The organism is Parasalinivibrio latis (genome assembly GCF_036825535.1).
In the GTDB taxonomy this organism is placed as follows: Bacteria; Pseudomonadota; Gammaproteobacteria; order Enterobacterales; family Vibrionaceae; genus Parasalinivibrio; species Parasalinivibrio latis.
This window is the reverse complement of sequence record NZ_CP098813.1, coordinates 676192-701845: the sequence shown is the minus strand read 5'-3', so window position 1 is coordinate 701845 and position 25654 is coordinate 676192. Positions and strand designations below refer to the sequence as shown.

Here is a 25654-nt window from a genome sequence, read left to right as displayed (position 1 = left end):
CTCCTTTTTCATTACCTGCTTATTATGACAGGCAAGGGTTGTCATTCCATTTGGCTGCACGCAAAATGAGCCGGAAATCATACTTTCTGCTAACAGAATTTCTCTTGTTGGTGCTGAGCAGAATAAAGACGCTTTTTCCGGGAGGCTACGATGGATCTCTATGATATTCGAAGAGAATATACGCAAGGTGGTTTAAGGCGAAAGGATCTCCCAGCCGATCCGTTAACCCTTTTTGATAAATGGATGCAGCAAGCCATAGAGGCAAAATTGCCTGATCCTACTGCCATGACAATTGCAACGGTTGACAGCGACGGTCAGCCTTTTCAGCGTATCGTCCTGCTAAAGCACTATGATCATGACGGTTTTGTGTTTTATACCAACCTTGGCAGTCGCAAGGCCGGTCAGCTGAAAGAAAACAATAAAATCAGCCTTCATTTCCCATGGCATTTCCTTGAGCGACAGGTACACATCACCGGAACTGCTGAGAAATTAGGGACCTTGGAAGTGATGAAGTATTTTTCCTCCCGTCCAAAAGAGAGCCAGATCGCTGCCTGGGCATCCCACCAGAGCAGCCGTCTTTCTGCAAAAGCAGCGTTGGAAGGTAAATTTCTGGAACTTAAACAGAAGTTTTCCAAAGGAGAGGTTCCGCTGCCGACATTCTGGGGTGGGTTCCGGGTGAAAGTGAATTCAATGGAGTTCTGGCAAGGGGGCGAACATCGCCTCCACGACAGGTTTATTTATACGGGTGAAAATGGTCAGGGAGAGTGGGAAATCGAGCGCCTGGCTCCGTGATCACGTGGGATCTGTCATTCAGGAGAAGCCCCCAGGAAGGGGGCTTTTTTTAAGCTTTTAAAATGACCGATAGCTGTTTTTTAAACAGTGAGGAAGGAATGTGAGAGCCAAATCCGGCATCAATGGCTTTCTCAATCAGCTCCGATTTGCTGGAGGCAGAAAACTTCACACGCAGTTTGCAGACATAGTTCTCGAAGGTTTTAACCGTAACGCCTAAGACGTTGGCGATAAACTGTGGCTTTTTCCCATAAAGCATCAGAAAAAGTGCCTCAGATTCCCTCGGGCTCAATGAAAGCTCCCTGTGCGAACACACCGAGCTGATTGAATATGACGAACAGTCGGGGAAATGCATGGCTCGGAAAATTTGGTACCCAGCCTCCAAAACAGCAGCGTCTTTCAGTTGCTGTGCGAAGAATAGGGTGCCCAACATGTTGCCTTGACTGTCTCGCCACGGGGCTTTTGTAACCAGGTGAGCACGCCAAACGCCATCCGAATAGGGATGAACATTAAGAACACTCAACCTGCGGCCGGTTTTTAGAACATACCTGTCCTGCTCTTGAAAGGTATTGGCAAACTGTCCTAAGGGGTCCGGAAGATCCCCGTAGTTCAGGCCAATACAGTCTTCCGGATGTGGAATCCCAATGAGTTCGGCATACTCTTGGTTCACATGGACAAAGACCGAATCACGGTCTTTACATCCCCAGCAACCTGGCAACTGATCAAAGAGCGAAAGTTCCCTGCAAGAAGGATATGTATGGTTGTCCATTTTTCTTATTATTTTGCGTTATAAGCAGGGGAATTGTATGAGAAAATGACACGTTTGGGGAGATATCGGTATAAAAAAAAGCGCTGGACCAGCCAGCGCAAACCAGAATATCGGCTCATTGAGAGCACAATCCTGTACGACGTGTAGAAGAGGTGTCAAAGGAGTGCGATGTTTAGAGGGTACGTCCACACCGACTCTCTGACATGGTCCACTTGCGATAGACCAGAGGCACAAGGTACCAGACCTTGCACCACGAAATCACTATATCGCAATGTTGATACTGTAAGTAGGGGGGAATTCCCCTATCTTTATAATATGTAATGTATTTCACATAAATGCTCCTACTTCCCATTAAATTTCAAGACCATACGAGTACTGTGGTATTGGTTCAAGATATGAAAGAAATGTATATAATTGTTACATTATTCTTTCGGTTCCCGGAACGATGCGCTGATAAATCACAAAATTCGGAAAGATGATCAAGGTGAACACTGATCAAACGCACTTCGGAACAATGATCATGAGTGATCCTTGAAAAGATCGATTTTATTGCCTGATTTATGCTCATCCTGTGTGATGCAAGTCGCTGAATCCAGCATTTTTTAAGGTCCGCTGCCATGGTGAAGGGAATTATTTATCGTTCAATTGACAAAGCCCGTAGAAAACACCACTCTTGATCATGTTTCCGGGAACTTTTCTGCTCTGAACTGGTATCCACAAGGAAGTTTTATGCCCGAGAAGGTACCTGCATCCGAAGTTATCACGCTCCCTGAGGAGCAACACCACCATGCCCATCAATACCACCAGGTAGTTATAGGCTTGCGCGGCCAGTCAGAATTTGATGTTCAGGGGTATGGCAGTCTGGTAGGCCCCGGACAGGGATGCCTTGTGTCCTCAAATTCAGATCACGCATATGTAGGTATGGGTAACAACCAGATTCTGGTGATCAATCTTCCTATCGACGAAGCAAACCATGACTGGCATACCAGGATGGATGCGATGTTTGAGCAGCAGGTCTACTTCAACCTTGACAGCCAGGGGGAGTTGTTGGTGAGGGCCCTGAGTGCGGAAATGCTTGCCAGTCCGGATGATCCTCTGCTGGCTCGGGCGAGTGCAGATACTATCCTGTGTGTGATGCAGCGGCACTTTCGTAACCCATCAACGGTCTTTCACCGGGGACAACGGCTGGATCTGGATGTGGTTGAACGTTATATACTGCAACACCTGAACCGAAAAATTTCTGTCGCCCAGCTTGCTGGCCAATGCTTCCTTGGGGAAAGTCAGTTCCATTACCTGTTCAAACAACAAACTGGTATTACACCCCACCAATTTGTTCTGGACCGCCGTCTGAAAATGGCTCGTGAACTTATCAAGGAAGGCGAGTTAACCTTCTCCCAAATCGCTGACAGCTGTGGTTTTGCCAGTCAAAGCGGCCTGACCTCTGCCTTTACTCGCAGTTTCGGTATGCCTCCCAGCGAGTACCGCCGTCGCCACTCATAGTCTTTGTTCAATATGCAGGTTTCAGGGAAGAGTGATGGGATCCCGGGCACTGAAAAAGACTTCCCTCCTTCGATAATCACACCATTTTATATACTCAAAATAATGCGATAGGTTGCGCATAATTCAGGGCTGCCTGTTAAAAGCTCTGGCTGATCGAGCGCCACATTTGTTATCCATTGGAGGATTTTGAAATGATGCCGGAGGATTATGAAAGACCTTCCGTCATAATGCGAAATAAAATGCCGCCAATTGCAACATATATGTAACGAGTCCATGGCTGAGTGTGTTTCTACAGGGTAAAGCACTGGGGGAAACCAACGGCGATGGATCCGGATCACGAGGTGGACACTATGTACAAGGCAACGGATGTCACAGGCCCGGGCTTCTTTGATCAACCCTTGGAGACGCATTGGGCGGCAATTTCCCCCCAGTACAGCGTAGATGAATCCAATTTGTTGGAACAGCTGCTTATGCTGGCCGAGCCCTCACCGGATGAAAATACCAGGATCGAGAAGGATACAGCGGATCTTATAGAAAGGGTTCGAAATGATAAGACTGCCGTGCAGCTTATTGATGCCCTTTTGCTTGAATACAGCCTTGATACACGAGAAGGGATCCTCCTGATGTGCCTGGCTGAAGCACTGATGCGGATCCCGGATACGGCGACAGCTGATGCGTTGATCCGAGACAAACTGAGTGTCGCAGACTGGAAATCCCACCTCAAAAATTCGGACAAACTTTTTGTTAATGCGTCCACCTGGGGACTGATGCTGACCGGGAAAGTCATCAGCCTGGATGAGCAACAGGAAGGTAATGCCGGGTCAGTGTTGAACCGCTTGGTAAACAAAATGTCTGAGCCGGTTATCCGCAAGGCAATGAACCAGGCAATGAAAATCATGGGGCACCAGTTCGTGTTGGGTAGAACCATCCATGAAGCCTTGGATAAGGGCCGTAAACCCCGGCAAAGCGGCTATACCTATTCGTTTGATATGCTCGGGGAAGCGGCACTGACCCGGGAAGATGCAGAAAAGTATTTCCAAGATTACCTGCATGCTATCGAAGCAGTTGGTAAAGCACTCCAAGACGGTTCTGGCCCTGCACCATCAGTTTCAATAAAACTTTCAGCCCTCCACTCTCGCTATGAAGTGTTCCAGGAGCACAGGGTGATGACGGAAATGTATTCAACCGTCCTGACCCTTTTAAAGCATGCCCGCGAAAAGAAAGTAGCCATTACCATCGATGCTGAAGAGTCAGACCGCCTTGAACTGTCCTTAAAGCTGTTTGAAAAACTTTACCGGCACGAGGAAATAAAAGGCTGGGGGGAATTAGGGCTGGTGGTACAGGCTTATTCAAAGCGTGCATTGCCAGTACTTGCCTGGCTGACAGCACTGGCAAAAGAGCAAGGCGACCGTATTCCGGTTCGCCTGGTAAAAGGCGCCTATTGGGACAGTGAGATAAAACTGGCCCAGCAACGCGGTCAGGAAAGCTATCCGGTATTTACCCGGAAAGAAGGGACGGATGTTTCTTACCTCGCCTGTGCCCGTTTTCTGCTCAGTCAACCGGTTCGTGGATATCTCTACCCTCAGTTTGCCAGCCACAATGCACACACTATTTCCGCTGTGTCCTCAATGGCTAGCCATGGTGATTTTGAATTTCAGCGTCTTCATGGCATGGGGGAAGCACTTTACAGCCATGTACGGGAAAAGCATGGCTGTGATGTGAGAATTTACGCGCCGGTTGGCAGCCATAAGGATCTCCTGCCTTATCTCGTTCGACGTTTGTTGGAGAACGGTGCAAACAGCTCGTTTGTACACCGTTTGGTGGATGCCCGTTGCCCCGTTTCTGAGTTGACGGAACACCCTTCGGTGACGCTGAAATCCCATGCCCATTTCCATAATGACCGGATACCGCTGCCGGGGGACATATTCGGAAATTTACGCAGAAATTCATGGGGGCTGCCGCTGGCAATAGACAGCCAGAGAGTCCCCTTATCTGAAGCGGTTAACCTGTTTATGGGTGACCACCGCTGGCACGCAATGCCGTTGGTTAACGGGGAAAAGTCCGTTGGGAAAACACACCTGGTTACCTGCCCGCATAGCCGGAGCACCGCTATAGGTGCTGTTGACTGGGCAGATACTAAAACAGTGGAAAAAGCACTTGATGGTGCCACCAGTGCTTTACCAGCCTGGCAGAAGCTTACCGTAAGGGAACGGGGGCACTTCCTGCTGTCCCTGGCCGACAGGTTAGAAAGCCATACACCCGAATTAGTGGCTTTGTGCCACCGTGAGGCGGGTAAAACGATCCAGGACGCTGTTGATGAAGTGAGAGAGGCAGTGGATTTTCTCCGTTACTACCCACAACAGGGAAATTCGCGGTTTGGAAGTGAGCAAGTATTCACTTCATTTCGCGGGGAGAAAATGCGGATCCAACATGAAGGATTGGGCGTTGTAGTTTGTATCAGTCCCTGGAATTTCCCGCTGGCTATTTTTATTGGGCAGGTTGCTGCGGCTCTAATTGCGGGTAATACCGTTATTGCCAAAGCGGCAGAACAGACGTCGCTAATTGCATTCCGGGCAATAGAGATGCTGCTTGAGACAGGTATCCCGCCGGGTGTTATCCAGTTTGTACCAGGTGATGGTGCCAGTGTTGGGGCAGCAGTTATATCGGACGAACGTGTTGCCGGTGTTGCATTCACTGGCTCGACACCAACTGCTCAACATATCAGCCGTGTACTGGCTGGACGAAGAGGTGGAACCGCACCGCTTATTGCAGAAACAGGCGGGCAGAATGCGATGCTGGTAGACAGTACCGCCCTGCCAGAACAGGTTGTCCGCGATGTAATCCGGTCTGCCTTTGCATCTGCCGGCCAGCGCTGTTCAGCTCTCAGGGTACTGTTTGTACAGCAAGATGTAGCCGACAGGATTATTCCTTTGATTAAAGGTGCCATGTCGGAATTGTCAGTCGGCTCGCCGGAAATGCTGAGTACCGATGTTGGCCCGGTCATTGATGAAAAGGCACGTATGAAGCTGGCTGCCCATGTTGAGCACATGAAAAAACAGGGTCGGTTGGTGTACGAAGTGAAACTAGGTGAAAACTGCGCTGATGGAGACTTTATCGCTCCGGTCGCTTTTGAGATTGATGATATCAACCAGCTGGAAACTGAAAACTTTGGCCCGGTTCTTCATATTGTCCGATACAAGGCAGATGAATTGGACAAGGTTATCGATCAAATCAATGCGACCGGATACGGCCTGACGCTCGGTGTGCATTCACGGAACGAAACGACTTACCTGCATATAGAGAAACGGGCTAGGGTGGGAAATTGTTACATCAACCGCGATCAGGTTGGTGCTGTGGTTGGCGTACAGCCCTTTGGTGGCCAGGGATTGTCTGGCACCGGGCCCAAAGCCGGGGGGCCACACTACCTGTACCGATTTACCAAGCCGACAGTTGTATCCCATTAACTGCCTAATTGTTCTAGGAGAAAGAGAATGTCTGAATTGAAAGCTTTCATCGAGCAAAGCCGGGCGGTGTGGGAGCAATGGAATGAAATCGGCGTTAAATCCCGGGTTGCAGTGCTTGAAAAGTGGGGAAACCACTTGCGACATCGCGGAAGCCAATTTTCGGAAGCCGCAGACATGGTGCAATTTCAATGTGCCCAGGCAAATAAACTGATTGCAGAAACGGAACTTATGCCTGGGCCTACGGGAGAAACCAATGAACTTTACTGCTCCGGCAGGGGGACATTCCTCGTTCAGGGTGGGGGATGTACGGCGCTGGCGGGGCAGCTTGCCGCTGCACTGGTTGCCGGAAATACCGTTGTACTGTGTGATGAAACGCAACACGCTGGCGTCCTGGTTGCTGATCTTGCCAAAGCAGGCTGCCCGGATCGAGTGGTACAGCAGTGCGCAAATGTCAGTGAACATGAACTTGCTACTGTCCCCGGGATAGATGGCGTGGCTTTTTGTGGCGGTGAGCAAGTATCCCGTGCGAAGGATGTCGCGCTCTCACACAGGGAAGGCGCCTTGATACAGGTGGTTGCGGAAAATGATCCTGCCAACCTTTCATCAATGGGATCCCCTGTCTATTTACTGCGGTTTGTTACTGAGTGTACCCGCACCATCAACATTACCGCCGTAGGCGGTAATGCAACGCTGCTAGAACTGGGAAGCGGATAAATATACCTGGCGCCTGTAGGTTTCGGGGAACAAAAAGAGCGTCAGGAACAGACGCTCACAATGAGGTAAATGGAATGATTGAAAATACTTTTGCGATTAGTGCGACGTTTATCGTTTATCTGGTGGTGATGCTGGCTATAGGTGTTTACGCCTACCGCCGCACAGTAAATTCTGAAGATTATTTTTTAGGAGGGCGATCCCTCGGTCCCTGGCCGGCAGCACTCTCTGCCGGTGCGTCAGATATGAGTGGCTGGCTGTTGCTTGGATTGCCCGGATATGCCTACGCAGCTGGTATGGAGTCCCTGTGGCTGGCGGGGGGACTCCTGGTTGGTACCTGGCTGAACTGGCTTATCTGCGCCAAACGCCTGAGAACCTATACCATTGAGCTGGACAATGCCCTGACTATCCCGGAATACTTTGCCCGCCGGTTCAAGGACAGCTCCAACCTTTTGCAAACCATCTCAGCTTTCTTCATTTTGCTGTTTTTCCTTTTCTACACCAGTTCTGGTCTGGTAGCTGGTGGCAAACTGTTTGAAACCGTATTTGGGCTGGACTACTCCGTAGCTGTGGTTGTAGGTACGGTATGTGTGGTTTCCTATACCCTGTTTGGCGGTTTTCTCGCTGTATCCTGGACGGATCTGGTTCAGGGTTTGCTGATGGCTGCGGCATTGATGATTGTACCTGTGGTCGCGCTAGACGGTTCCCTTTCGGACCTCTCTGCATCCCTTACGGCCAAAAACCCGGAGTTGATGACACTTTGGAATGATGTGAAAGGCGAGCCGCTTTCCGCGGTGGCGATCATCTCCCTGGTTGCCTGGGGGCTGGGTTACTTTGGGCAACCCCATATTCTTGCACGTTTCAAGGCGGCACGTTCAAACAGAGACATCGATACGGCAAGACACATTGCGGTAGGGTGGACGGCTTTGTCCATGGTAGGAGCGATTCTTATCGGCCTGGTGGGTATTCTTTATGTGGATGCCAATATGGGTGGAAACCTGGCTGATGGTGAAACCATCTTTATGGTGCTGGTGAACGCGGTGTTCCACCCGGTTGTTGCCGGGATTTTACTGGCAGCAATTCTGGCGGCAATCATGAGTACGGCTGACTCCCAGCTTCTGGTGTCATCTTCAGCCCTGGCAGAAGATTTTTACAAGCAGGTATTCAAAAAAGAGGCGTCTCCGCAGGAAGTGGTTATGGTTGGCCGGGTTGCTGTTGTCGCGCTTTCTATTGTTGCCCTGCTGCTTGCTATGAACCCTGACAGTACAGTGCTGGGCTTGGTTTCTTACGCATGGGCAGGATTTGGTGCAGCGTTTGGCCCGGCATTGCTGTTGAGCCTGTTCTGGAAGGACATGAACCGGTTAGGGGCGATCGTCGGTGTGCTGGTAGGTGGTATCACTGTTGTGGTATGGAAACAGCTTTCCGGTGGATTGTTTGATGTGTATGAAATTGTCCCCGGCTTTATTTTTGCCAGTGCTGCAATCGTAGTTGTCAGCAAATTGACTGGCGGAGCACCGCAGGATATTCAAACACGCTTTGAGCAATACGAGCGTAAATTGGAAACACTGGATTGATATTGAACCACTAGGACGTATTCTCCGTCATCTCTGGCCAGTAAATTCATCCAATTGGTATTACACAGAAACCCGCATCTGCGAATGCGGGTTTTCTGATTCTGGGGCAGTATTTCCCGGAAAAATGATCAAGGAACAGATCCCGGTGACAGGAAGGTCAGGCCTTGATCAGCAGAAGATCACGATCCAGCTTTTTGCTAAGTTCTGCGCCAATGTCCCCCATAAGCCAGCCCATATGGTGATGGTGGTGTCCAGAAATAACCAGATCAATACCCAGCTCGTTGTTGAGCTTTTTTACCTGTCGGGCAACGTCGCCTCGTGCCATGTGGAAAGCGGCAATCTCATAGCCGGCATCCTTGGCCAGTGAAGCGAGGTGCGTCAGGCGTTGTTCTGAGATCTCTTCTCCGTATTCAGCAAGGCCAAATTCGATATCGTTGTAGCTGTGATCGCCAACCCCTGGTTCAACATAGGCTAAATGCAGTTTTGCCTGGTGAAATGCAGCAATGCCACAGGCTTTTTTGATCAGGCTTTGTGCATCACTTTCATTAGGGTTCACTGCCAGAAGAATCGTTTTATACGGGGACATTTTGGACTCCTTAAGAATTAGCAGCGTGATTTGATATACCGCTGACAGACAGAATATTTTGCAGCCAGGGCCATACTTGTTGTTTTCGGCTAAGGGTTTTCGTCATGACGATTTCCCCATTTTCAGCATGGTGGCTGAGATGCTCTTCCCAGTCACCGAGCCAGACTAGGCGTGTGACTTCCCGCCGGATATCGCTCAGCATAAGGACAACCAGATCAAGATCCAGTTCAATTGAGCTTTTCAGCATAGCTGCATTTAGCTGGGGCTTAATGTCCTGAACCTGATCAAACGTGGCTAATTGAATTTGCCCGATACCGATTTTTCCTCCTGCCCACGGATAGACTTTCAAGTCCCTGTTTACCAATGTGTTGGGATCAATGCCTTCAATCGACGTTTTGATAATCAGCAGGTCTTTAATAAAGGTGCTGAGGCACAGTCCTGCCAACATTGCCAGTTGATTGCACGCCCGGATGTCCCGTTGCGTTGTTGTAGGCGATGTGAGGCCGATAGTGTCACTGACAACACCGGCCAGCAACAGCTTTGCCATGGATACGTCGATTTCGAAGTGTTCCTGAACCATGAGGTTAAAGAGAATGGTACAGGTGCTGCCCACTGGCCATATCCAGGCTTCAACTGGCCCTTTAGTGGTAAGGTTACCGAGTGGCTTGTGGTCAATGACGCCGAGAATGGCTGCGTTGGCGAGATCAGGTGGGCCCTGGTTGGTATCAGAAAAGTCTACAAGCCACACATTTTTATTTGCCAATGGCGGGCAAAGCTCAGGCTCTTTTTGACCTGTGAGATCAAGGATAAACTGTGTTTCTCGAGTCAGGTCGCCTTGGCGGACGGAGGTGGCATTACAGCCGCGCGCGTTGAGGAAAGCTGCACAGGCAATGGCTGCACAGATACAGTCGCTGTCTGGATTTGTATGGCCGGTTACATAAATCATTCAGTGTCCAAAATGAAAGGGCGGGAACAGGCTTGCTGTTCCCACTCATGCATCAACGCTTACGGTTTCAGGCTTTGTGCCACTGCAACGGCAACCGCGACTGTCGCACCTACCATTGGGTTATTGCCCATGCCGATGAGCCCCATCATCTCAACGTGAGCCGGTACTGATGAAGAACCTGCGAACTGGGCATCTGAGTGCATGCGACCCAGGGTATCGGTCATACCGTATGACGCAGGGCCCGCAGCCACGTTGTCCGGGTGCAGGGTACGGCCGGTACCGCCACCTGAGGCCACGGAGAAATAAGCCTTGCCCTGCTCCAGGCGTTCTTTTTTGTATGTACCGGCAACAGGGTGCTGGAATCGGGTTGGGTTAGTGGAATTACCGGTAATGGAAATGTCCACATTTTCACGATGCATGATAGCCACACCTTCACGCACGTCATCTGCGCCGTAGCAGTTGATGTCACCTCGGGCTCCCTGGGAGAAGCGGCGCTCATTTACAACATTCAGTTCACCAGTGTTGTAGTCGTATTGGGTCTGAACGTAGTTGAAGCCGTTGATACGGGCAATCAGGTACGCCGCATCTTTACCCAGGCCGTTCAGAATTACGCGTAGCGGTTTTTGGCGAACTTTATTGGCATTAAGTGCAATCTTGATTGCACCTTCTGCAGCGGCAAAGGACTCGTGACCGGCAAGGAAGCAGAAGCAGTCTGTCTCTTCACTCAGAAGGCGAGCGCCGAGGCGTCCGTGGCCGAGGCCTACTTCACGCTGGGCTGCAACAGAGCCTGGGATGCAGAAGGTTTGCAAGCCCTGTCCAATCCATTCTGCAGCTTCAGAAGCAGACAGCAAACCGTCTTTTTTCTCGGCTTCTTTCAGCGCAATAGCAGCGCCTAAAGTATAAGCCCAACCTGCGTTGTCAAAGGCAATTGGTTGGGTTTCTTTTGCAATCTGGTAGGCATCGACGCCGCGGCTTTCACAATATTCCCGCGCCTCGTCGAGAGAGTTAAAACCGTATTGTGCCAGTACAGGCTGAATTTGGTCGATACGGCGGTCATAGCTTTCAAACATGGCCATGTGATGTTCTCCTGACTTACTGGTGGCGAGGGTTGATAGTGCGGACGGCATCGTCAAAGCGGCCATATTGCCCGCTGGCTTTTTCCATCGCTTCACCGGCAGGTACGCCTTCTTCGATGAATTGCATCATGCGGCCGATATTTACAAAGCGGTAGCCGATGATTTCATCGTTATCATCCAGTGCCACTTTTGTGATGTAACCTTCTGCCATTTCCAGATAACGGGGACCTTTCTCGCGGGTACCAAAATGGGTGCCCACCTGGCTGCGAAGGCCTTTGCCCAAATCTTCCAGGGTTGCACCGATTGGCAGGCCACCTTCAGAGAATGCGGTCTGTGTGCGGCCGTAAACAAACTGAAGGAAAATTTCGCGCATTGCTACGTTGATAGCATCGCAAACCAGGTCGGTGTTCAGCGCTTCGAGGATGGTTTTGCCAGTCAGGATTTCTGCCGCCATTGCCGCAGAGTGAGTCATTCCTGAGCAACCGATAGTCTCAATCAGTGCTTCTTCGATGATGCCGTTTTTAACGTTCAGGGTGAGTTTGGCTGCACCTTGCTGCGGTGCGCAGGCACCGACACCATGGCTTAGGCCGGAAATCGCGATAACGTCTTTCGGGTTAATCCAACGGCCTTCTACCGGAATTGGAGAAGAGGCGTGTTGTGGCCCGCGGGAAAGGGGACACATATTCTGAACTTCTGCGGAATACTGCATTGCTCGGTCTCACTGTCAGGTAAAAATCGACAGAGAACAGCCGTTGGCCGGAGGCGCGATCTGACAACGTCTCGGACGTGGAGCCCTGAATTATCATTAGAAATAGGGATGGCCCACATCGGCTGTTCAATGCCATTGTTGTCAGACGTCATCAGCCCTGGTGTTGCCAGTGGCGGTTAAAGGAGGAACATCATCTCCCGCCGGGATTGCCGGCACCGGTAATAAACTCAATAGGTATGAACATGACCGGGTAAATTGATTACGGAGCTAACTTTACCCGCATAAAAAGTCAGGATAAAGCGCCTTACAGGCAATCTAAAATTCCTGTTTTGACAGTTTCAACCAGTGTTTTATGGGAAGATGGCTGCTTCAACTTCTTCCATTGAGGAACAAGTTGTTACCAGAGGGTGATGGACTTCTGCCTTGCCGGGCATGGTCCGGAAATAGATGGTATTCATTTGGGCATTAATGCCGGACTCCACGCCGAGCACAGTGTCATCGATAAACAGGCAATTCCGAACCGGTACAGCCATGTTCATGGCGGAAAAGAGTAAAAGATCCGGAGCCGGTTTCCAGGTGTTGGTATCAAATGCACTGAATAGCTTTCCGTGAAAATGGTCATAAAGGCCGGTGAGTTTCAGGGTGTGTTCCATTTTAGTGGTAGGGCCATTTGATGCGACACAGACTTCAATGCCTGCTTTTTTCAGCTTGTCCAGCAACTGCGGTACGCCGGGGATCGGATCCAGATGCTTGTCAAACAACCGTGTGCATTCATCACGAAACTGAGGTTCAAGTTCGTCAATTCTGATAGACACACCTGCCAGTGCACAGGTTTTACGCAAAATGTCTGTGATTTTTCCTCCCTGGAAACGGTTCATACAGTCTTCCAGGGACAATTCAATATCGTATTTCGCAAACACATTAACGAGAGCCTGTTGAGTCAGGATCTCGCTGTCAACCAAGGTGCCGTCACAGTCAAAGATGACACACTCAATCGGGCCACAATCTGTTGCAATCTGTTGTTGTGAGGGCATATTGCGTAATTTCTCTCCGAGTTGGTTCTGACTTAAACGTATGCCTGATTGACCTCTGGATAATCTGACGGTTACTGACCATCTGTACAGTGATCAATATTGGCTGAAACAATCAGGAATTCACTGATATTTGAATGATAATTTGCTGTAGATCGCCGTTTCCCCTTGAACCGGATTGATAATTCTGCGCTGGCTCATATTCCGGCAAATTGCGCAGCCTATTGCCCGAGGAATCTGCAAAATGAGACCAATTTCATTGAGAAGGCAAAGAGTTCGCATCGGGTTGGCATTCTTTTATTTTTTCTGGGGAGTGTGGCAAGTTAACACCCTGAAAGTGCGGATTTTTGATGGCTACATGTGCGGGGTTGTTCCCCATTGATACTGTCAACAGTCTGCTTGGACAGTTGGTTATTGGATGATGAGACAAGGAGGGTTTATGGCATACAACCACCGCTGGTGTGAGTCGGGAGAAAGCATTGGCTTCCCGTTGGGGAAAGTCGTCTGTGTTGGACGAAATTATGCGGCACATGCTGAAGAGCTCGGCAATCCAATCCCTGATGAACCTGTTCTTTTTATTAAACCCGGGTCTTGTAGTGTTTCCGCCGAGGGAGATGTGTTGCTGCGTACTGACCTTGGTGTAATCCACTATGAAGCGGAGTTAGCGGTATTGATTGGCAAGCCTTTAAGCCAGGCTGATGAGAAGCAGGCAAAAGAAGCGATTGCCGGTTTGGGTATCGGCTTGGATCTCACGTTGCGGGAAGTACAATCAACCCTTAAGCAAAAACAACTCCCTTGGGAGCGAGCGAAGGCATTTGATGGCAGTTGTGTGTTGTCAGGATTTGTTCCCGTTTGGCCTGATATTAACTATGCGCGGCTTAATTATTCCCTGAATATTAACGGCATTCGCAAACAAACCGGACAAACGGAGATGATGCTCTATCCCGTTCTTTCTCTGATAGCCCATATTTCACAGACTTTCTCTTTGCAACCCGGGGATGTGGTTCTGACCGGGACACCTGAAGGTGTAGGAATCATTAGTGCGGGAGACAGGTTCGAATTGGCCCTCGAAGGTAAAATACTGGCGACAGGATGCTGCATAAGCGCCTGATAGCAAAAGGCCGATTTACAATGTAAACCGGCCTTGGGGTGCCTCTGTCTATCTGTTTCTGACCTTATTGGACTATACCCAAACCTACATCTTGGGGTAGTTTGAATATAGAAGGTTACTTTTCACCCTTTGCCGGATCTACATACGCTTTGGTTCCCCACAGGGGGACGGTAGACATGGCATGCTTATAGCTGCCTTGTGTTTCTTTGGTGCTGTATGACAGATAGATCAGTGTCTGGTCATCTTCATCAAAAATGCGCCGGATCTTGAGTGTTTTAAACAAGATACTTTTCGACTTTTTGAACACCACCTCACCGCTGGCAGATTTATCGATTCCCTCGATCATCTCTGGTGTTATTTCACCCGTTTGGCGGCAACTGATGCTGGAGTCAGACGGGTCTGCAAAATCCAGATCTGCCTCAATGCTTGATATGTGACAGGTGACGCCGGTGACCTGCGGGTCATCCAAGCTTTCGATTTTGATGTCCTTGGTTGTAAACATACCAAGTGAGACATCGCCAACCTCATTATTGTCACAGCCCCACAGCAGGCTTGAGGCCAGAAGAACAAAGGCGGCTTTCCTGAACATGGCTGCTTCCTTATAAACGGTCTAACATGCTGATACCACGCTACATGCTCTATCAGGAAATAACAATCTCAAATAGCGATACCAGCCAGACTAATTCGATGCTTATCCGGACAAACTGAAATAGCTCATACAGCCTGATGGCAGTCAAAGCTCAGTGGCAATTAAAGATGGCCTTGCCGGTAATTGGGTACAACAAGATTGGCAGGAAAGTGACTTTTTGGAAAACGGTACTTATTTGCCCAGATGGACTTCGCCTTTTTGGTGACGGGTTTCTGATGAGACTTCCTTTGTCAGCTCCTCATACGCCTGACAGTAGCTGCCGGTTTCTGAAAAGATTTGTCTTGCTGAGGTGATCCGTCTTTCAGAGAGACGTCTTACAGCGACATCATTACCAGTGTTGCTGAATTTCATCTGCTCATTGACCAAGCCTTGTACAAACATGGTTTTACAGATTGACTCGTTTTTTTCTGAGACGGTTTCCCCTTTGAAATTGGGATCTTTTGTCACTGCGAGTGAGGGTAAGGCGGCTATCCACAACACACCAATGAAGAGAGGCTTTACAGATTTCATCGTCCCATCCATCCGTTGGTTTTCGATACATCCAACTCATAGTTTATACGAACTTCTGACTATTCGTAACATGTGCCGCATTTTTGCAACGGGTAACGTTTTAAGTTGCACATTATGCAATTTGTATCTTTGTTTTTCGATGAAAGAAATGTCCGGATAGCGTACCTTGGCGGTGTGTAATTCATTAGGCATCTAATGTTTTTTGGGGTTTTCTTACATCTTCCATGGTTATTTTTTGGCTGGTCATTTGTTAGAATGCGACGTGTTATTATGATTTTATGCTGTTTTATAAAAGAAAAATCTTAATTTAAGGTGGGTTGCATATACTTGCTGGTGGATGTCTCATCGCTTAGAGTTGAATGCAATTTACAAGAAGGGAAGGGCAACTCTCTTCTGACTGCCGTTTTGATGGACACACATTTTTTGATGAGAAGGAAACTCTCTATGAAAAAAACTCTCTCCGCCGTAGCACTTGTTGCTGCCGGTTTTTCTCTCAATGCTCAGGCTGAAGAGTGTGGGAAAGTAACGATCGCTGATATGAACTGGAATTCGGCGACCCTGATTGCCAACGTAGACCGTTTTATTCTTGCCAACGGTTACGATTGTGATGCTGAGCTGGTGCCCGGCGACACTATGCCAACCGGTACATCAATGATTGAAAAGGGCGAGCCGGACATTGCACCTGAATTCTGGAGCAACTCGCTGAAAGCGGCTCTCGACAAAGGTGTTGAGGAAGGGCGTTTACGTTATGCGGGCAAGTCATTGTCTGATGGCGGTGAAGAAGGTTTTTGGGTACCTAAATACATGGTTGAAAAAGACCCAAGTCTGGCAACCATCGAAGGTATCAAAAAGAACGCCGCACTGTTTACCCACCCTGAAGACCCATCCGCATCGGCGTTTTACGGCTGTCCAGCCGGTTGGAACTGTCAGATCTCCTCCGGAAATCTCTTCAATGCAATGAACCTGGGTGACAAGGGATTCGAACTGATTGATCCGGGTTCAGGTGCCGGCCTTTCAGGCTCTATTGCGAAAGCTTATGAGCGTGGTGAAGCCTGGTTCGGTTACTACTGGGCACCTACTGCCGTTCTCGGTAAGTATGAAATGGTGAAAGTAGACTTCGGTTCCGGTGTTGATGAAGAGCACTTTAAGTCTTGTACAACCAGTGCAGACTGTCTGGAGCCTAAGATAACCATGTACCCGCCTTCAGCGGTGGATACTATGATCACCGAGAGCTTTGCACAGCGCGCACCTGCTGCCGTTGACTACCTGAGCAAGCGTTCGTTTACCAATGCACAGATGAACAGCCTGTTGGCATGGATGGAAGATAACCAGGCTGACGGTGAAATTGCAGGGGAACATTTCCTGGCGAACTTCCCTGAAATCTGGACCCAGTGGGTTTCTGAAGATGTTGCTAAAAAGGTAAAAAACGCACTGTAACCTCAGTGTAAAACTTGGGAGCCGGCCGGGGCGGTGTCGCTAAGCCGGCTTCGTAACAAAGGACGTTGTATTTTCATGGCTGACAAATCGTGGCTCACTGATATCCCCGAAATGGATAGAGCCGACCTTCTTACCATCCGTAAAACGCTGGATGGTGCCTACCGAGAATTTTCCCGTAATTACGGCGATACCATTGAATCCTTCTTTGACCCACTGCTTTCATTCCTGATTTGGTTCGAAAAATTGCTACTTGCTACCCCGTGGTGGCTGGTGATAGCGATTCTTGCCGGTATCTCCTACGTCGCCAGTCGGTCGTGGAAAATGGCTGCCTCTGTGGTAGTTGTTTTTGTGCTTATTGGTTACTTCGGCATGTGGGATAACACCATGCGAACCATGAGCATTATCCTTGTGTGTACCCTGCTGGCTATCGGGCTTGGGATCCCTATCGGGATTGCGATGGCGCGTTCAGACCGCATTCAGTCTCTGGTCACCCCCCTGCTTGACATCATGCAGACCATGCCAGCGTTTGTGTACCTTATCCCGGTGGTAATGTTGCTGGGGATCGGTAAGATTCCAGGTGTGATTGCCGTGGTGATTTACGCGATTCCTCCGGTAATTCGATTGACCAACCTGGGTATCCGGCTGGTTGACAAAGAAGTGCTCGAGGCCGCAACCGCTTATGGTGCCAGCCCCAAACAGCGCCTCTTTGGTGTCCAGTTACCCTTGGCGATGCCCACTATCATGGCCGGGATTAACCAGACCATCATGATGGCGTTGGCCATGGTGGTTATTGCTTCTATGATTGGCGTAAAAGGCCTTGGCCAACCGGTATTGAAATCTATTACCAACCAATACTTCACGTTGGGTTTGCTTAACGGCCTTGCCATAGTTGCGCTGGCAATCATTTTTGACCGAGTGTCCCAAAGCTATGCCAAACGTTCGCAGCAGCATTTAGGTGGAGGTGACCATGGCTGATAACACACCGCTTATCAAGGTTGAAGGTCTCTACAAAATCTTTGGCCCGTCTCCACAGAGTGTAATTCCTGCGGTAAAAGCCGGTAAATCCAAGGACGATATTCTTGCTGAAACCGGGCATACCGTTGGCCTCCAGGACATCAATATTGAAATCCAGCCGGGAGAGATCTTTGTGATCATGGGGCTTTCCGGTTCCGGTAAATCAACGCTGATTCGTCATTTCAACCGACTCATAGACCCGACGGAAGGTAAGATTGTGGTTGAGGGAACGGATGTCATGCAGCTTGATGCGAAAGGGCTGCAGGATTTTCGCCGCCACAAGATGTCTATGGTATTTCAGCGCTTTGGCTTGATGCCCCACCGTACGGTATTGCAGAACGTTGCCTATGGTCTTCAGGTCCAGGGTGTGGACAAAGACAGCCGTGAAACCAAAGCCAAAGAATGGCTGGATACAGTGGGTCTGAACGGGTATGAACAACAATACCCTTCACAGTTGTCCGGTGGTCAGCAGCAGCGTGTAGGCCTTGCCCGAGCGCTTTGTACCGATGCGGAAATTTTGTTGATGGACGAGGCATTTTCTGCCCTTGACCCGCTTATCCGCAGTGAGATGCAGGATCAGCTTATCGAGCTCCAGGAAAAGCTACACAAAACCATTATCTTCATCACCCATGACCTGGATGAAGCCCTCCGCCTTGGTGATCGTATCGCAATACTTCGTGACGGAAAGCTGATTCAGCAGGGCCGACCTGTCGATATTTTGCTGAATCCGGCAGACGACTACGTTGAAGCTTTCGTCAAGGACGTCAACCGAGCTCGGGCGTTGACGGTAGACACCGTTATGCAGCCTCAGTGGTGCCGTATAAGCGCGGAGACCATTGGTGAGGCTTTGGCTCAAATGAAGCAGCAAAAAGCCGACTTTGGCTATTACGTGAACGATGAGGGCTATCAAGGGGCGCTGAGTCAGAAGGCACTCAAAGAAGCGGCAGCGGAAGATTCAGGGCAAGCAATCAGTGAGTCCATTATTGAGGAAGTTCCTGCCATTCAGGGTGATGCCCTGCTGGAAGCGGTTATTCCTGACACGCTGGAAAGTGATTTGCCTTTGCCTGTTGTTGACGAAAGCGGTGAGGTTCAAGGGATGCTTTCCCGTTCAAGTCTGGCGGAGGTGCTGAGTGATCAGAACAGTAGCGGTGAAACCATAATTGAGGACGGTGTTTCTCCCGTTTCCGCGTCGGAAAAAGACAAAGATACGGCAGCCTGATAATTGATGTCCAAATAACAGGACTCACTGCTTCATAAGTAAGAAAAATGCGCTCTTTTTCAAGGGCGCATTTTTTATTGATTCAGGGATGTTTCAGGCGGGGATTTACATCCTTTGGTATAATTAGTAGACACTTGTTATTTTTGAGTAATTGTATGGCGCAGCCAAGTTTGGACATAAAGAAAAAGCAGATCGAAAAGACTCGTTACCAGAATTATCAGGAGAGTCTCCGCCTCGAAGGTCATGAACCAATCAAACTTGAAATATCTTCCGAGAGTGAACTAAAACAAAGTAAGGAAGCTATCTTCAGAAAATACCAGATTAAAGCATCATGTTATGAGTGAAAAGTACGGCACAGACCAGGATCCCTATGTGATCTATGGTACCCAGACCCTAAAAAACCGGCTCGGGTTGACTGACCCGGATGAGCTTGAACGTGCCGAACATGAATTGACTACACTGGAATCCCAGTGCATACCGTTCCGCGAACCTCCTTATGATCTCCAATACCTGAACCAGATTCATTTCCGCCTGTTTCGCGAAATTTATCACTGGGCGGGGCAATTGCGAACCGTGGATATTTCGAAAGGTGATACCCACTTTTGCAACGTAAACCGGATAGAGCCGGAAGCGGTCAAACTGTTTAACCGGTTAGCCAACGAGGGATATTACGTTGGCTTGCCAAGGGAAGCGTTGGTGGAATGCGTTGCGGAATTTTATGCCGACCTGAATATGATCCATCCATACAGGGAAGGTAATGGGCGAGCCCAACGCATCCTGTTTGAGCACTTGATAGTGAATGCCGGGTTTTCATTAAGTTGGCAGGGAATCACACGGGATACCTGGATTGCTGCCAACATCGAAGGGGTGTACTGCAACTACCAGCCTCTAGTGAATATCTTTGAGCACTGCATTGGCCAACCGCTGGATAACGTCAGTTCCCAGTAACAGCTCCCTTTCCAACACCGTTCTAACTACCTTGATAGAGTTGACTTACAATATGCCGTGCAATGGGGAAGCAGGACGTTGCTGCAGGTGAGGGGGCATTGCAAACCACCAGTGCCCGGTTGGTCTGGTAGAATAGAAAATCATCAACAAGTTTGCCATCTGAAGTAACTGCTTGAGCGCGGATGCCCGGTGGGTATTTACGCAGATCTGACAATTTCAGGGAAGGGCAGTATTTTTGTACCTGTTTGAGATACCCCGGCTTCCATAGGCCATTTTTAAGCTCGTGCAACGCTGACTTGAAATTGGACGCCACCACCTTGTGAAATCCTCGGTAAGTGAGCATTTCAAAGCTGTCGGCAATATTGAATGCGAGCTTGCTGTAGCCTTCTCTGGAGAAATTTACTACTGCATTGGGGCCCACCGTTACTGTTCCATCAATCATTTTAGTCAGGTGGACTCCGAGGAATGGGAGATCAGGGTCTGGTATGGGGTAAATCAGATGGTTGATAATCTGGTTATGCTGGGGTGACAGAAGGAAATAATCTCCCCTGAAAGGTACCATTTTGAAATCCGGTTCCAATCCAAGCATTTTGACTATCTTGTCAGACATAATCCCAGCACAGGCTACCAATCGGTCAGCGACAATGGTTTCATACCCAGCTACGACAGTGATGCCCTCGTCTGTTTCCTGGATCTTTTGCACCCCATGTCCCAGAAGTACTTGTCCGCTCATGCGTTCAATTTCTCGTACCAGTGCTTTACAGACAGCGGTGTAACTAACAATGCCCGTTGACGGTACAAAAATAGCGCCCAATCCACGGATATTGGGTTCCCTTTCATGGAGCTGGTCTTGTGTAAGTACTTCAAACTCAAGGCCATTATCGGTTGCCCGATTGATTAAGCCCTGCATGCGGGAGAGCTCTGCTTCATTGGTTGCCACCAGCAGCTTTCCACATTCTTCAAAGGGAATGGCATGTTCCTGGCAAAAGACCTTAATCTCACTATTACCGGATTTACAGAATTCGGCTTTAAGGCTTCCCGGCGTGTAGTAGACACCGGCGTGAATTACGCCGCTGTTATGCCCGGTTTGATGGGCAGCAATGGTATCTTCCTTGTCAACAACAATGACCGAGCTGCCCGGAAATTCTAATAACAACTGATGAGCAGTACTGAGTCCTACAATACCTGCACCAACAACCAGAAAGTCGCAGTTCAACATCCAGCGATCCTCTTGAAAACGTTACTGTCCTGAATCATTAAAAGACGCCTGAATCCGAACTGTTTGCCGGCAGGTAAACCGGAACCAGTTCGCACCGATATTTAGGTCTATTTTTGATTGCCCGGGCAATGACAAGATGCGCGGACAAGTTCGGTTGCGAATTCAAAGGCTCAATGCGCAGTAAACCGAAATCAGAGATGGCTGTTAACTGCTTATTGTGGAAATTGTGAGTCAGATAGGGGCAAATAGGAACAGGAGCCAAAAAAGTAGCGCTTTAACCGCAAACGTAAAGGCTCGGGTCTCCAGATTCGGTTCCCCTGTCGGAGCTTCGACGGGGCCGATCAGGTCAGTGAGGGTCAAACAGCAGTTTTGACCCTATACGAAAAAGGCCCGGTCTTTCGACCAGGCCCTTAAATTTGGCTCCCCCTGCAAGACTTGAACTTGCGACATACGGATTAACAGTCCGCCGTTCTACCGACTGAACTAAGGGGGAATTGAAAGTGGCGGAGGGATAGGGATTTGAACCCTAGATACGCTATTAACGTATGCCGGTTTTCAAGACCGGTGCTTTCAACCACTCAGCCATCCCTCCGTACGGCCGCCATAATAATGTCACCTGACAGGAGTGTAAAGTCTATTTTGTTCAAGTGATTAGTCTTTAACCGTTATTGGGGTTGCCCGGTCGGAAACCATCCAAAACGATGCGTATTTGTCCCTTTTGTTGATCAAATACGTTGGAAACCGAATGTGTAGGTTGAGGACTGAGGGCTTTATTGAGAAAAGGCGGAAGGATAGGGGTTGATGTGGTCGCGTTGCCCGGTGGAAAACATACCGACCCTGCTTTTTGAGTTTTCAGCGACAAAAACGCAAAAAGGCCACTGAAAACTCAGTGGCCTTTTCTAAGGTGGCGGAGGGATAGGGATTGACGCGGTCGCTTCGCTCCCTTGCCCTTCGGGCCGTTGCCTGTTTCCGACTTCGTCGGGACAACGTTGTCTCGCTTCGCTCGGCTGAAGACATACCGTCCCTCCCGTCTAGGCTTCTGCACCCTATCCCGGATTGCGATATTTCAAATACGACAAAGCCCGCGATTAAGCGGGCTTTGTCTAATGTGGCGGAGGGATAGGGATTTGAACCCTAGATACGCTATTAACGTATGCCGGTTTTCAAGACCGGTGCTTTCAACCGCTCAGCCATCCCTCCGTAGGGCTGGGATAATAATGGGTTGGCTGAATGGTGTAAAGAGAAAAAATGCCCAACTGTGTTGAACGAACAAAAGTTGCTCTTTCTTAGCATTTTTACTATTAAATTGAATATGAGTGATGTTGCATTTCGTCCGTATCATTCACGACAGGTTTCTCTAACCACGTTGCAAACTGCTCTGCAGGCAATGGCTTGGCAAACAAGTACCCCTGAAGAAGATCACAGGATAGGTCGTGCAGTTTTTCTGCTTGGTAAGGTGTCTCGACACCTTCTGCCACCACACACATTTTGAGACTGTTGCCCATGTTGATGATGGACTCAACCAGCGGATGTTCCCGGTCAGGAGTAATTTCATCTATAAATGCCTTGTCTATTTTTAGCTCATCCAATGGTAATGCGCGCAGGTATGCAAGGGACGAGTAACCTGTACCAAAATCATCAAGGGACATCCTAAACCCCTTTTTGCGAAGTAGGTTTAATTTGGAACGGGCTTCATTTATATCCTGTAGAAGAGCGGTTTCTGTTATTTCCAACGTCAGAGCGTTAGGTTGGAGCTGATGATGGCCGACTATATTGTTCAATTCATCAACGAAGTCCGGTTTAGCAAATTGCCAGGCTGAGATGTTGATCGATAAAGAGCATGGTAAAGGTGTATTTTGCTGTGACCACTGGTTGATTTGTTCGCATGCACGGTTAAGCACCCAACGCCCTAAAGGTTGGATAAGACCACTCTCTTCCGCCAAAGTGATAAATTTTGCCGGTGAGATAAAGCCCATTTCGCTGTCAAACCAGCGTACCAGTGCTTCAACACCTTTCAGGTTACCCGCACAGTCTACCTGTGGCTGATAGTGGAGGCTTAAGCAATTATCATCAATTGCCTGGCGAAGTTTGCGTTCCAGTGTGACCAGCTCTTCAAGCTCGCGCTGGTGGGCTGCTTCAAAAACGGATGAGCGTGCCCGGCCTGCTTTCTTGGATTGGGATAGTGCAATATCTGCGAACCGGAGCACATCAAGCTCGGAGAGTGTACCGAACTGCTTTTGGACAGGGAAATGAACCGTTCCAGTGCTGGCACTGATATGAATTTCCCCGTCTCCGACTGGAAGTGGGGCATTAAGCATTGCCATCAGCCTGTTTGCCAGCTCACACCCAGTAGGGCAAGGTCCTTCCCGCAACGGGGTCAATACCACGAACTCATCACTCCCGATACGTGCAAGCAGATGATCATTGGGTAAGTAATGTCTGAGACGGTGCCCGACTTTAACCAGAACTTCATCCCCCACGTCATGACCCAGGGCATCATTGATTGTTTTAAAGTTGTCCAAGTCAATCAGAACCATAGATGCATGGGTATTTTCGTCTTTACACCGAGCCAGCCTTTCACAAAGTGACATCAAAAGTACTGCTCGGTTGGGTAATTGTGTCAGGTAGTCTTCGTATGCGAGTTTCCTTACCTCTTCTTCTGTTCGCTGTTGGTTAATTTCAGCACCGGCTCGCGAGGCAAATATATCCAGTACGTCATTAAATTGATCAACATTGTCAAAAGGCTTATCTGACAGAGCGACTATCACGCCCATGCTCTCTCCGCTGGGGTGAGTAATCGGTGAACCGATATAGCCTTCAATGCCAAGCTCCTTTAGCAGGTGGTCGTTGGGGAATGCTTCCTGGATGCCCATTTTATAGATGCAGGTGGAAGTGCGGAGCACCCTGGCACAGGGGGTGTCTTTCAGTGAGTATGAGAAATTGGGGGCTTTTTCGCCGTCAATGTTTACGGCTACCGTACGTACTAACATGGGGTTCTCTTCCGCACGGAGGGCGACAAATGTGTACTTTGCATTGAGCACCCGAGCAAGACTGGCAACAATTTCATCCAGTACGGAATCACCTGGAGATGCCACGATACCGGACGCTATCTGTTTAATGGCATTCGTCGCAAATTTTTCCTGTGTGATGTCATTGTGGGTGATGACGAGTTCTTTCAGCGTGCCATTTGGATACCTGATAGGGAACAGAGAAAACTCAAGCCAACACTCATTGGGGAGAGTCAGCCCTGATTGGCTGGTATTCCCGTCGAAGTAAACACAACATATTACGTTGTCATCATGCCCCATATTTTTCGAAAGCCGACTGACAATATCCGGGTGTTGGAGTTTTATAATATCCAAAAACTTAACGTCGTTTCTCCGTGTTAAGTCTTCCCCCCAGAAATGGCGGCTTGCCTGATTCTGGCTAACAACATTGCCTTTTACGGAAACAATAATTTGGCATACGGGAGTCTGGTCAACAACCTGAAGCCATTTCTCCTGATCTCGCTCAATCGCCCGTCGACGAGACTTTTCCCTGTACAGATCGGTATTTCGGCTACGCAGCTTTACCACCATCTGCAGATAGTCTATCCCCAGGCTGACACTGATAATTGAGGCCAGGATAAAAACAATAAACCCGCCCAGGAACAAGTTTTCAGTGTTGCTTATTTGGTTATCCAACATCAGCACAATGGCAACAGCCTGGGTGATAACCGAGGCCAGAACCGGGTAGAAGCGTCGTTTCATTTTCCTTTTGTAAAGGCCTATGACTTTACTGATGTTCCAAACATGAAGAGTCAAAAACTGGGAATAGAGCAGTAAAACCGGCCATCCATTCGTACCGTATGGTGTAAAGACCTCTTCTCCCCACAGGTAGTCAGGCAGGGCGATTGAGCTTAATTCCTGGTACCGGCCTGAATAGGGCATCAAGAGATTGCCAAGTATGGCGAGGAGTGATGCTGTAAGCAGAAACAGGAAAAAAGGTTTTGAAAAATAATTGGAAATATAGCGTGTGGTAAAAACATAGAAGGCCGGGCCAAGAGCTGCGAGAGAGGTAACCTGCCATTTCAGGCCTGTTACCGTTAGTTCCGGGTCTGGTGTTTTCATCGTTACCCAGTAGGCAATTTGATACGTGACTCCACTGAATGCCATTACAGAAAATGGCACATAGAGAGACCTAAACTGTCTTTCCTGACAGATAAAAAGGCTAAATCCCCCCGCCAACAGCAGAATTCCCGACGTTAATCCGATCAGCAAGCTGAACCCGGGAAAAGTTAAGATATCTGGCATGCCCTCACCTGAAACCTATAAAGCTTATTTGATTATTTTTGTGTGATTTTTAGTCTGAATGATTTTCAGATCAGGCTTAGCATACTCAGAAATGAGACAA

Annotated in this window: 21 protein-coding genes, 3 tRNA genes and 1 riboswitch; of the genes, 11 read left to right on the top strand and 13 right to left on the bottom strand. The window is 49.0% G+C overall.

Annotated features, from left to right (window positions below):
- Nucleotides 1–150: 150 nt before the first annotated feature.
- A complete protein-coding gene (gene pdxH, locus NF212_RS20250) occupies nt 151–792 on the top strand; it encodes a pyridoxamine 5'-phosphate oxidase (RefSeq protein WP_434362701.1) in 642 nt (213 codons plus the stop codon).
- A gap of 49 nt (nt 793–841) precedes the next feature.
- On the opposite strand, the gene NF212_RS20245 is transcribed toward pdxH, so the two are convergent.
- Nucleotides 842–1558, bottom strand: a complete 717-nt coding sequence (locus tag NF212_RS20245; protein WP_434362700.1) for a helix-turn-helix transcriptional regulator — start codon at nt 1556–1558, stop codon at nt 842–844.
- A 729-nt stretch (nt 1559–2287) separates the two neighbouring features.
- Between NF212_RS20245 and NF212_RS20240 the strand changes: the two genes are divergently transcribed.
- The 4 genes from NF212_RS20240 (at nt 2288) to putP (ending at nt 8807) form a co-directional block, all read left to right on the top strand.
- Nucleotides 2288–3058, top strand: coding sequence for a helix-turn-helix domain-containing protein (locus NF212_RS20240; protein ID WP_434362698.1), 771 nt, complete (start codon nt 2288–2290; stop codon nt 3056–3058).
- Between the two features lie 350 nt (nt 3059–3408).
- Nucleotides 3409–6522, top strand: a complete 3114-nt coding sequence (gene putA, locus NF212_RS20235; protein WP_434362697.1) for a bifunctional proline dehydrogenase/L-glutamate gamma-semialdehyde dehydrogenase PutA — start codon at nt 3409–3411, stop codon at nt 6520–6522.
- Between the two features lie 27 nt (nt 6523–6549).
- Nucleotides 6550–7236: an aldehyde dehydrogenase family protein gene (locus NF212_RS20230; protein WP_434362695.1), complete on the top strand. Its 687-nt coding sequence runs from the start codon at nt 6550–6552 to the stop codon at nt 7234–7236.
- 74 nt (nt 7237–7310) lie between these two features.
- Complete coding sequence (gene putP / locus NF212_RS20225; protein WP_434362693.1) at nt 7311–8807, top strand: sodium/proline symporter PutP; 1497 nt, start codon at nt 7311–7313, stop codon at nt 8805–8807.
- 157 nt (nt 8808–8964) lie between these two features.
- On the opposite strand, the gene NF212_RS20220 is transcribed toward putP, so the two are convergent.
- The 5 genes from NF212_RS20220 to yieH form a co-directional block, all read right to left on the bottom strand.
- Nucleotides 8965–9393, bottom strand: a complete 429-nt coding sequence (locus tag NF212_RS20220) for a universal stress protein (RefSeq protein WP_434362691.1) — start codon at nt 9391–9393, stop codon at nt 8965–8967.
- Nucleotides 9394–9403: 10 nt separating this feature from the next.
- Nucleotides 9404–10339 (bottom strand): manganese-dependent inorganic pyrophosphatase, encoded by a 936-nt coding sequence (locus tag NF212_RS20215; protein WP_434362689.1) that lies wholly within the window; start codon nt 10337–10339, stop codon nt 9404–9406.
- Between the two features lie 59 nt (nt 10340–10398).
- Entirely contained in the window at nt 10399–11415 is a 1017-nt protein-coding gene (locus NF212_RS20210; RefSeq protein WP_434362688.1) for a GGGtGRT protein, read from the bottom strand.
- A gap of 16 nt (nt 11416–11431) precedes the next feature.
- Nucleotides 11432–12124, bottom strand: coding sequence for an iron-sulfur cluster assembly scaffold protein (locus tag NF212_RS20205; protein ID WP_434362686.1), 693 nt, complete (start codon nt 12122–12124; stop codon nt 11432–11434).
- 135 nt (nt 12125–12259) lie between these two features.
- Nucleotides 12260–12331, bottom strand: a riboswitch (Fluoride riboswitch).
- Nucleotides 12332–12474: 143 nt separating this feature from the next.
- Nucleotides 12475–13158 carry a 6-phosphogluconate phosphatase gene (gene yieH, locus NF212_RS20200; protein WP_434362684.1) on the bottom strand — a complete coding sequence of 228 codons (684 nt, stop codon included), beginning with the start codon at nt 13156–13158 and terminating at the stop codon, nt 12475–12477.
- Between the two features lie 436 nt (nt 13159–13594).
- Here yieH and NF212_RS20195 point away from each other — a divergent pair, with 436 nt between their 5' ends.
- Nucleotides 13595–14266 (top strand): fumarylacetoacetate hydrolase family protein, encoded by a 672-nt coding sequence (locus NF212_RS20195; protein WP_434362682.1) that lies wholly within the window; start codon nt 13595–13597, stop codon nt 14264–14266.
- A gap of 115 nt (nt 14267–14381) precedes the next feature.
- Here the strand turns inward: NF212_RS20195 and NF212_RS20190 are convergent, their stop codons facing one another.
- Nucleotides 14382–14855, bottom strand: a complete 474-nt coding sequence (locus NF212_RS20190) for a CreA family protein (RefSeq protein WP_434362681.1) — start codon at nt 14853–14855, stop codon at nt 14382–14384.
- A 231-nt stretch (nt 14856–15086) separates the two neighbouring features.
- Nucleotides 15087–15425, bottom strand: coding sequence for a hypothetical protein (locus NF212_RS20185; RefSeq protein ID WP_434362679.1), 339 nt, complete (start codon nt 15423–15425; stop codon nt 15087–15089).
- 444 nt (nt 15426–15869) lie between these two features.
- Here NF212_RS20185 and NF212_RS20180 point away from each other — a divergent pair, with 444 nt between their 5' ends.
- From NF212_RS20180 to NF212_RS20160, 5 genes are all read left to right on the top strand, one after another.
- Nucleotides 15870–16862, top strand: a complete 993-nt coding sequence (locus NF212_RS20180; protein ID WP_434362677.1) for an ABC transporter substrate-binding protein — start codon at nt 15870–15872, stop codon at nt 16860–16862.
- A 75-nt stretch (nt 16863–16937) separates the two neighbouring features.
- Nucleotides 16938–17837 (top strand): ABC transporter permease, encoded by a 900-nt coding sequence (locus NF212_RS20175; protein ID WP_434362675.1) that lies wholly within the window; start codon nt 16938–16940, stop codon nt 17835–17837.
- Nucleotides 17830–19095 carry a quaternary amine ABC transporter ATP-binding protein gene (locus NF212_RS20170; RefSeq protein WP_434362673.1) on the top strand — a complete coding sequence of 422 codons (1266 nt, stop codon included), beginning with the start codon at nt 17830–17832 and terminating at the stop codon, nt 19093–19095. The genes NF212_RS20175 and NF212_RS20170 overlap by 8 nt, the downstream gene beginning before the upstream one ends.
- Before the next feature lie 47 nt (nt 19096–19142).
- The gene (locus NF212_RS20165; protein ID WP_434362671.1) at nt 19143–19439 is read left to right on the top strand and encodes a YhfG family protein; all 297 of its coding nucleotides are present in this window, start codon (nt 19143–19145) and stop codon (nt 19437–19439) included.
- Nucleotides 19432–20043 (top strand): putative adenosine monophosphate-protein transferase Fic, encoded by a 612-nt coding sequence (locus tag NF212_RS20160; protein WP_434362669.1) that lies wholly within the window; start codon nt 19432–19434, stop codon nt 20041–20043. The genes NF212_RS20165 and NF212_RS20160 overlap by 8 nt, the downstream gene beginning before the upstream one ends.
- 22 nt (nt 20044–20065) lie before the next feature.
- Here NF212_RS20160 and lhgO read toward each other — a convergent pair whose 3' ends face one another.
- The 5 genes from lhgO to NF212_RS20135 all read right to left on the bottom strand — a co-directional run bounded on the left by lhgO (nt 20066) and on the right by NF212_RS20135 (nt 25554).
- The gene (lhgO, locus tag NF212_RS20155) at nt 20066–21262 is read right to left on the bottom strand and encodes an L-2-hydroxyglutarate oxidase (RefSeq protein ID WP_434362667.1); all 1197 of its coding nucleotides are present in this window, start codon (nt 21260–21262) and stop codon (nt 20066–20068) included.
- A gap of 417 nt (nt 21263–21679) precedes the next feature.
- Nucleotides 21680–21755 (bottom strand) — tRNA-Asn (locus NF212_RS20150).
- 8 nt (nt 21756–21763) lie between these two features.
- Nucleotides 21764–21854 (bottom strand) — tRNA-Ser (locus NF212_RS20145).
- A gap of 517 nt (nt 21855–22371) precedes the next feature.
- Nucleotides 22372–22462: transfer RNA gene (locus NF212_RS20140), tRNA-Ser, on the bottom strand.
- Between the two features lie 101 nt (nt 22463–22563).
- On the bottom strand, nt 22564–25554 hold the full coding sequence (locus NF212_RS20135; protein WP_434362665.1) for an EAL domain-containing protein: 2991 nt from the start codon (nt 25552–25554) through the stop codon (nt 22564–22566).
- Nucleotides 25555–25654 lie beyond the last annotated feature (100 nt).

What these genes read in the sequence shown, in the direction of transcription:
- pdxH (WP_434362701.1), top strand. Translation starts at nt 151, where the DNA reads ATGGATCTCTATGATATTCGAAGAGAATATACGCAAGGTGGTTTAAGG.
- NF212_RS20245 (WP_434362700.1), bottom strand. Translation starts at nt 1,558, where the DNA reads ATGGACAACCATACATATCCTTCTTGCAGGGAACTTTCGCTCTTTGAT.
- NF212_RS20240 (WP_434362698.1), top strand. Translation starts at nt 2,288, where the DNA reads ATGCCCGAGAAGGTACCTGCATCCGAAGTTATCACGCTCCCTGAGGAG.
- putA (WP_434362697.1), top strand. Translation starts at nt 3,409, where the DNA reads ATGTACAAGGCAACGGATGTCACAGGCCCGGGCTTCTTTGATCAACCC.
- NF212_RS20230 (WP_434362695.1), top strand. Translation starts at nt 6,550, where the DNA reads ATGTCTGAATTGAAAGCTTTCATCGAGCAAAGCCGGGCGGTGTGGGAG.
- putP (WP_434362693.1), top strand. Translation starts at nt 7,311, where the DNA reads ATGATTGAAAATACTTTTGCGATTAGTGCGACGTTTATCGTTTATCTG.
- NF212_RS20220 (WP_434362691.1), bottom strand. Translation starts at nt 9,393, where the DNA reads ATGTCCCCGTATAAAACGATTCTTCTGGCAGTGAACCCTAATGAAAGT.
- NF212_RS20215 (WP_434362689.1), bottom strand. Translation starts at nt 10,339, where the DNA reads ATGATTTATGTAACCGGCCATACAAATCCAGACAGCGACTGTATCTGT.
- NF212_RS20210 (WP_434362688.1), bottom strand. Translation starts at nt 11,415, where the DNA reads ATGGCCATGTTTGAAAGCTATGACCGCCGTATCGACCAAATTCAGCCT.
- NF212_RS20205 (WP_434362686.1), bottom strand. Translation starts at nt 12,124, where the DNA reads ATGCAGTATTCCGCAGAAGTTCAGAATATGTGTCCCCTTTCCCGCGGG.
- yieH (WP_434362684.1), bottom strand. Translation starts at nt 13,158, where the DNA reads ATGCCCTCACAACAACAGATTGCAACAGATTGTGGCCCGATTGAGTGT.
- NF212_RS20195 (WP_434362682.1), top strand. Translation starts at nt 13,595, where the DNA reads ATGGCATACAACCACCGCTGGTGTGAGTCGGGAGAAAGCATTGGCTTC.
- NF212_RS20190 (WP_434362681.1), bottom strand. Translation starts at nt 14,855, where the DNA reads ATGTTCAGGAAAGCCGCCTTTGTTCTTCTGGCCTCAAGCCTGCTGTGG.
- NF212_RS20185 (WP_434362679.1), bottom strand. Translation starts at nt 15,425, where the DNA reads ATGAAATCTGTAAAGCCTCTCTTCATTGGTGTGTTGTGGATAGCCGCC.
- NF212_RS20180 (WP_434362677.1), top strand. Translation starts at nt 15,870, where the DNA reads ATGAAAAAAACTCTCTCCGCCGTAGCACTTGTTGCTGCCGGTTTTTCT.
- NF212_RS20175 (WP_434362675.1), top strand. Translation starts at nt 16,938, where the DNA reads ATGGCTGACAAATCGTGGCTCACTGATATCCCCGAAATGGATAGAGCC.
- NF212_RS20170 (WP_434362673.1), top strand. Translation starts at nt 17,830, where the DNA reads ATGGCTGATAACACACCGCTTATCAAGGTTGAAGGTCTCTACAAAATC.
- NF212_RS20165 (WP_434362671.1), top strand. Translation starts at nt 19,143, where the DNA reads ATGCGCTCTTTTTCAAGGGCGCATTTTTTATTGATTCAGGGATGTTTC.
- NF212_RS20160 (WP_434362669.1), top strand. Translation starts at nt 19,432, where the DNA reads ATGAGTGAAAAGTACGGCACAGACCAGGATCCCTATGTGATCTATGGT.
- lhgO (WP_434362667.1), bottom strand. Translation starts at nt 21,262, where the DNA reads ATGTTGAACTGCGACTTTCTGGTTGTTGGTGCAGGTATTGTAGGACTC.
- NF212_RS20135 (WP_434362665.1), bottom strand. Translation starts at nt 25,554, where the DNA reads ATGCCAGATATCTTAACTTTTCCCGGGTTCAGCTTGCTGATCGGATTA.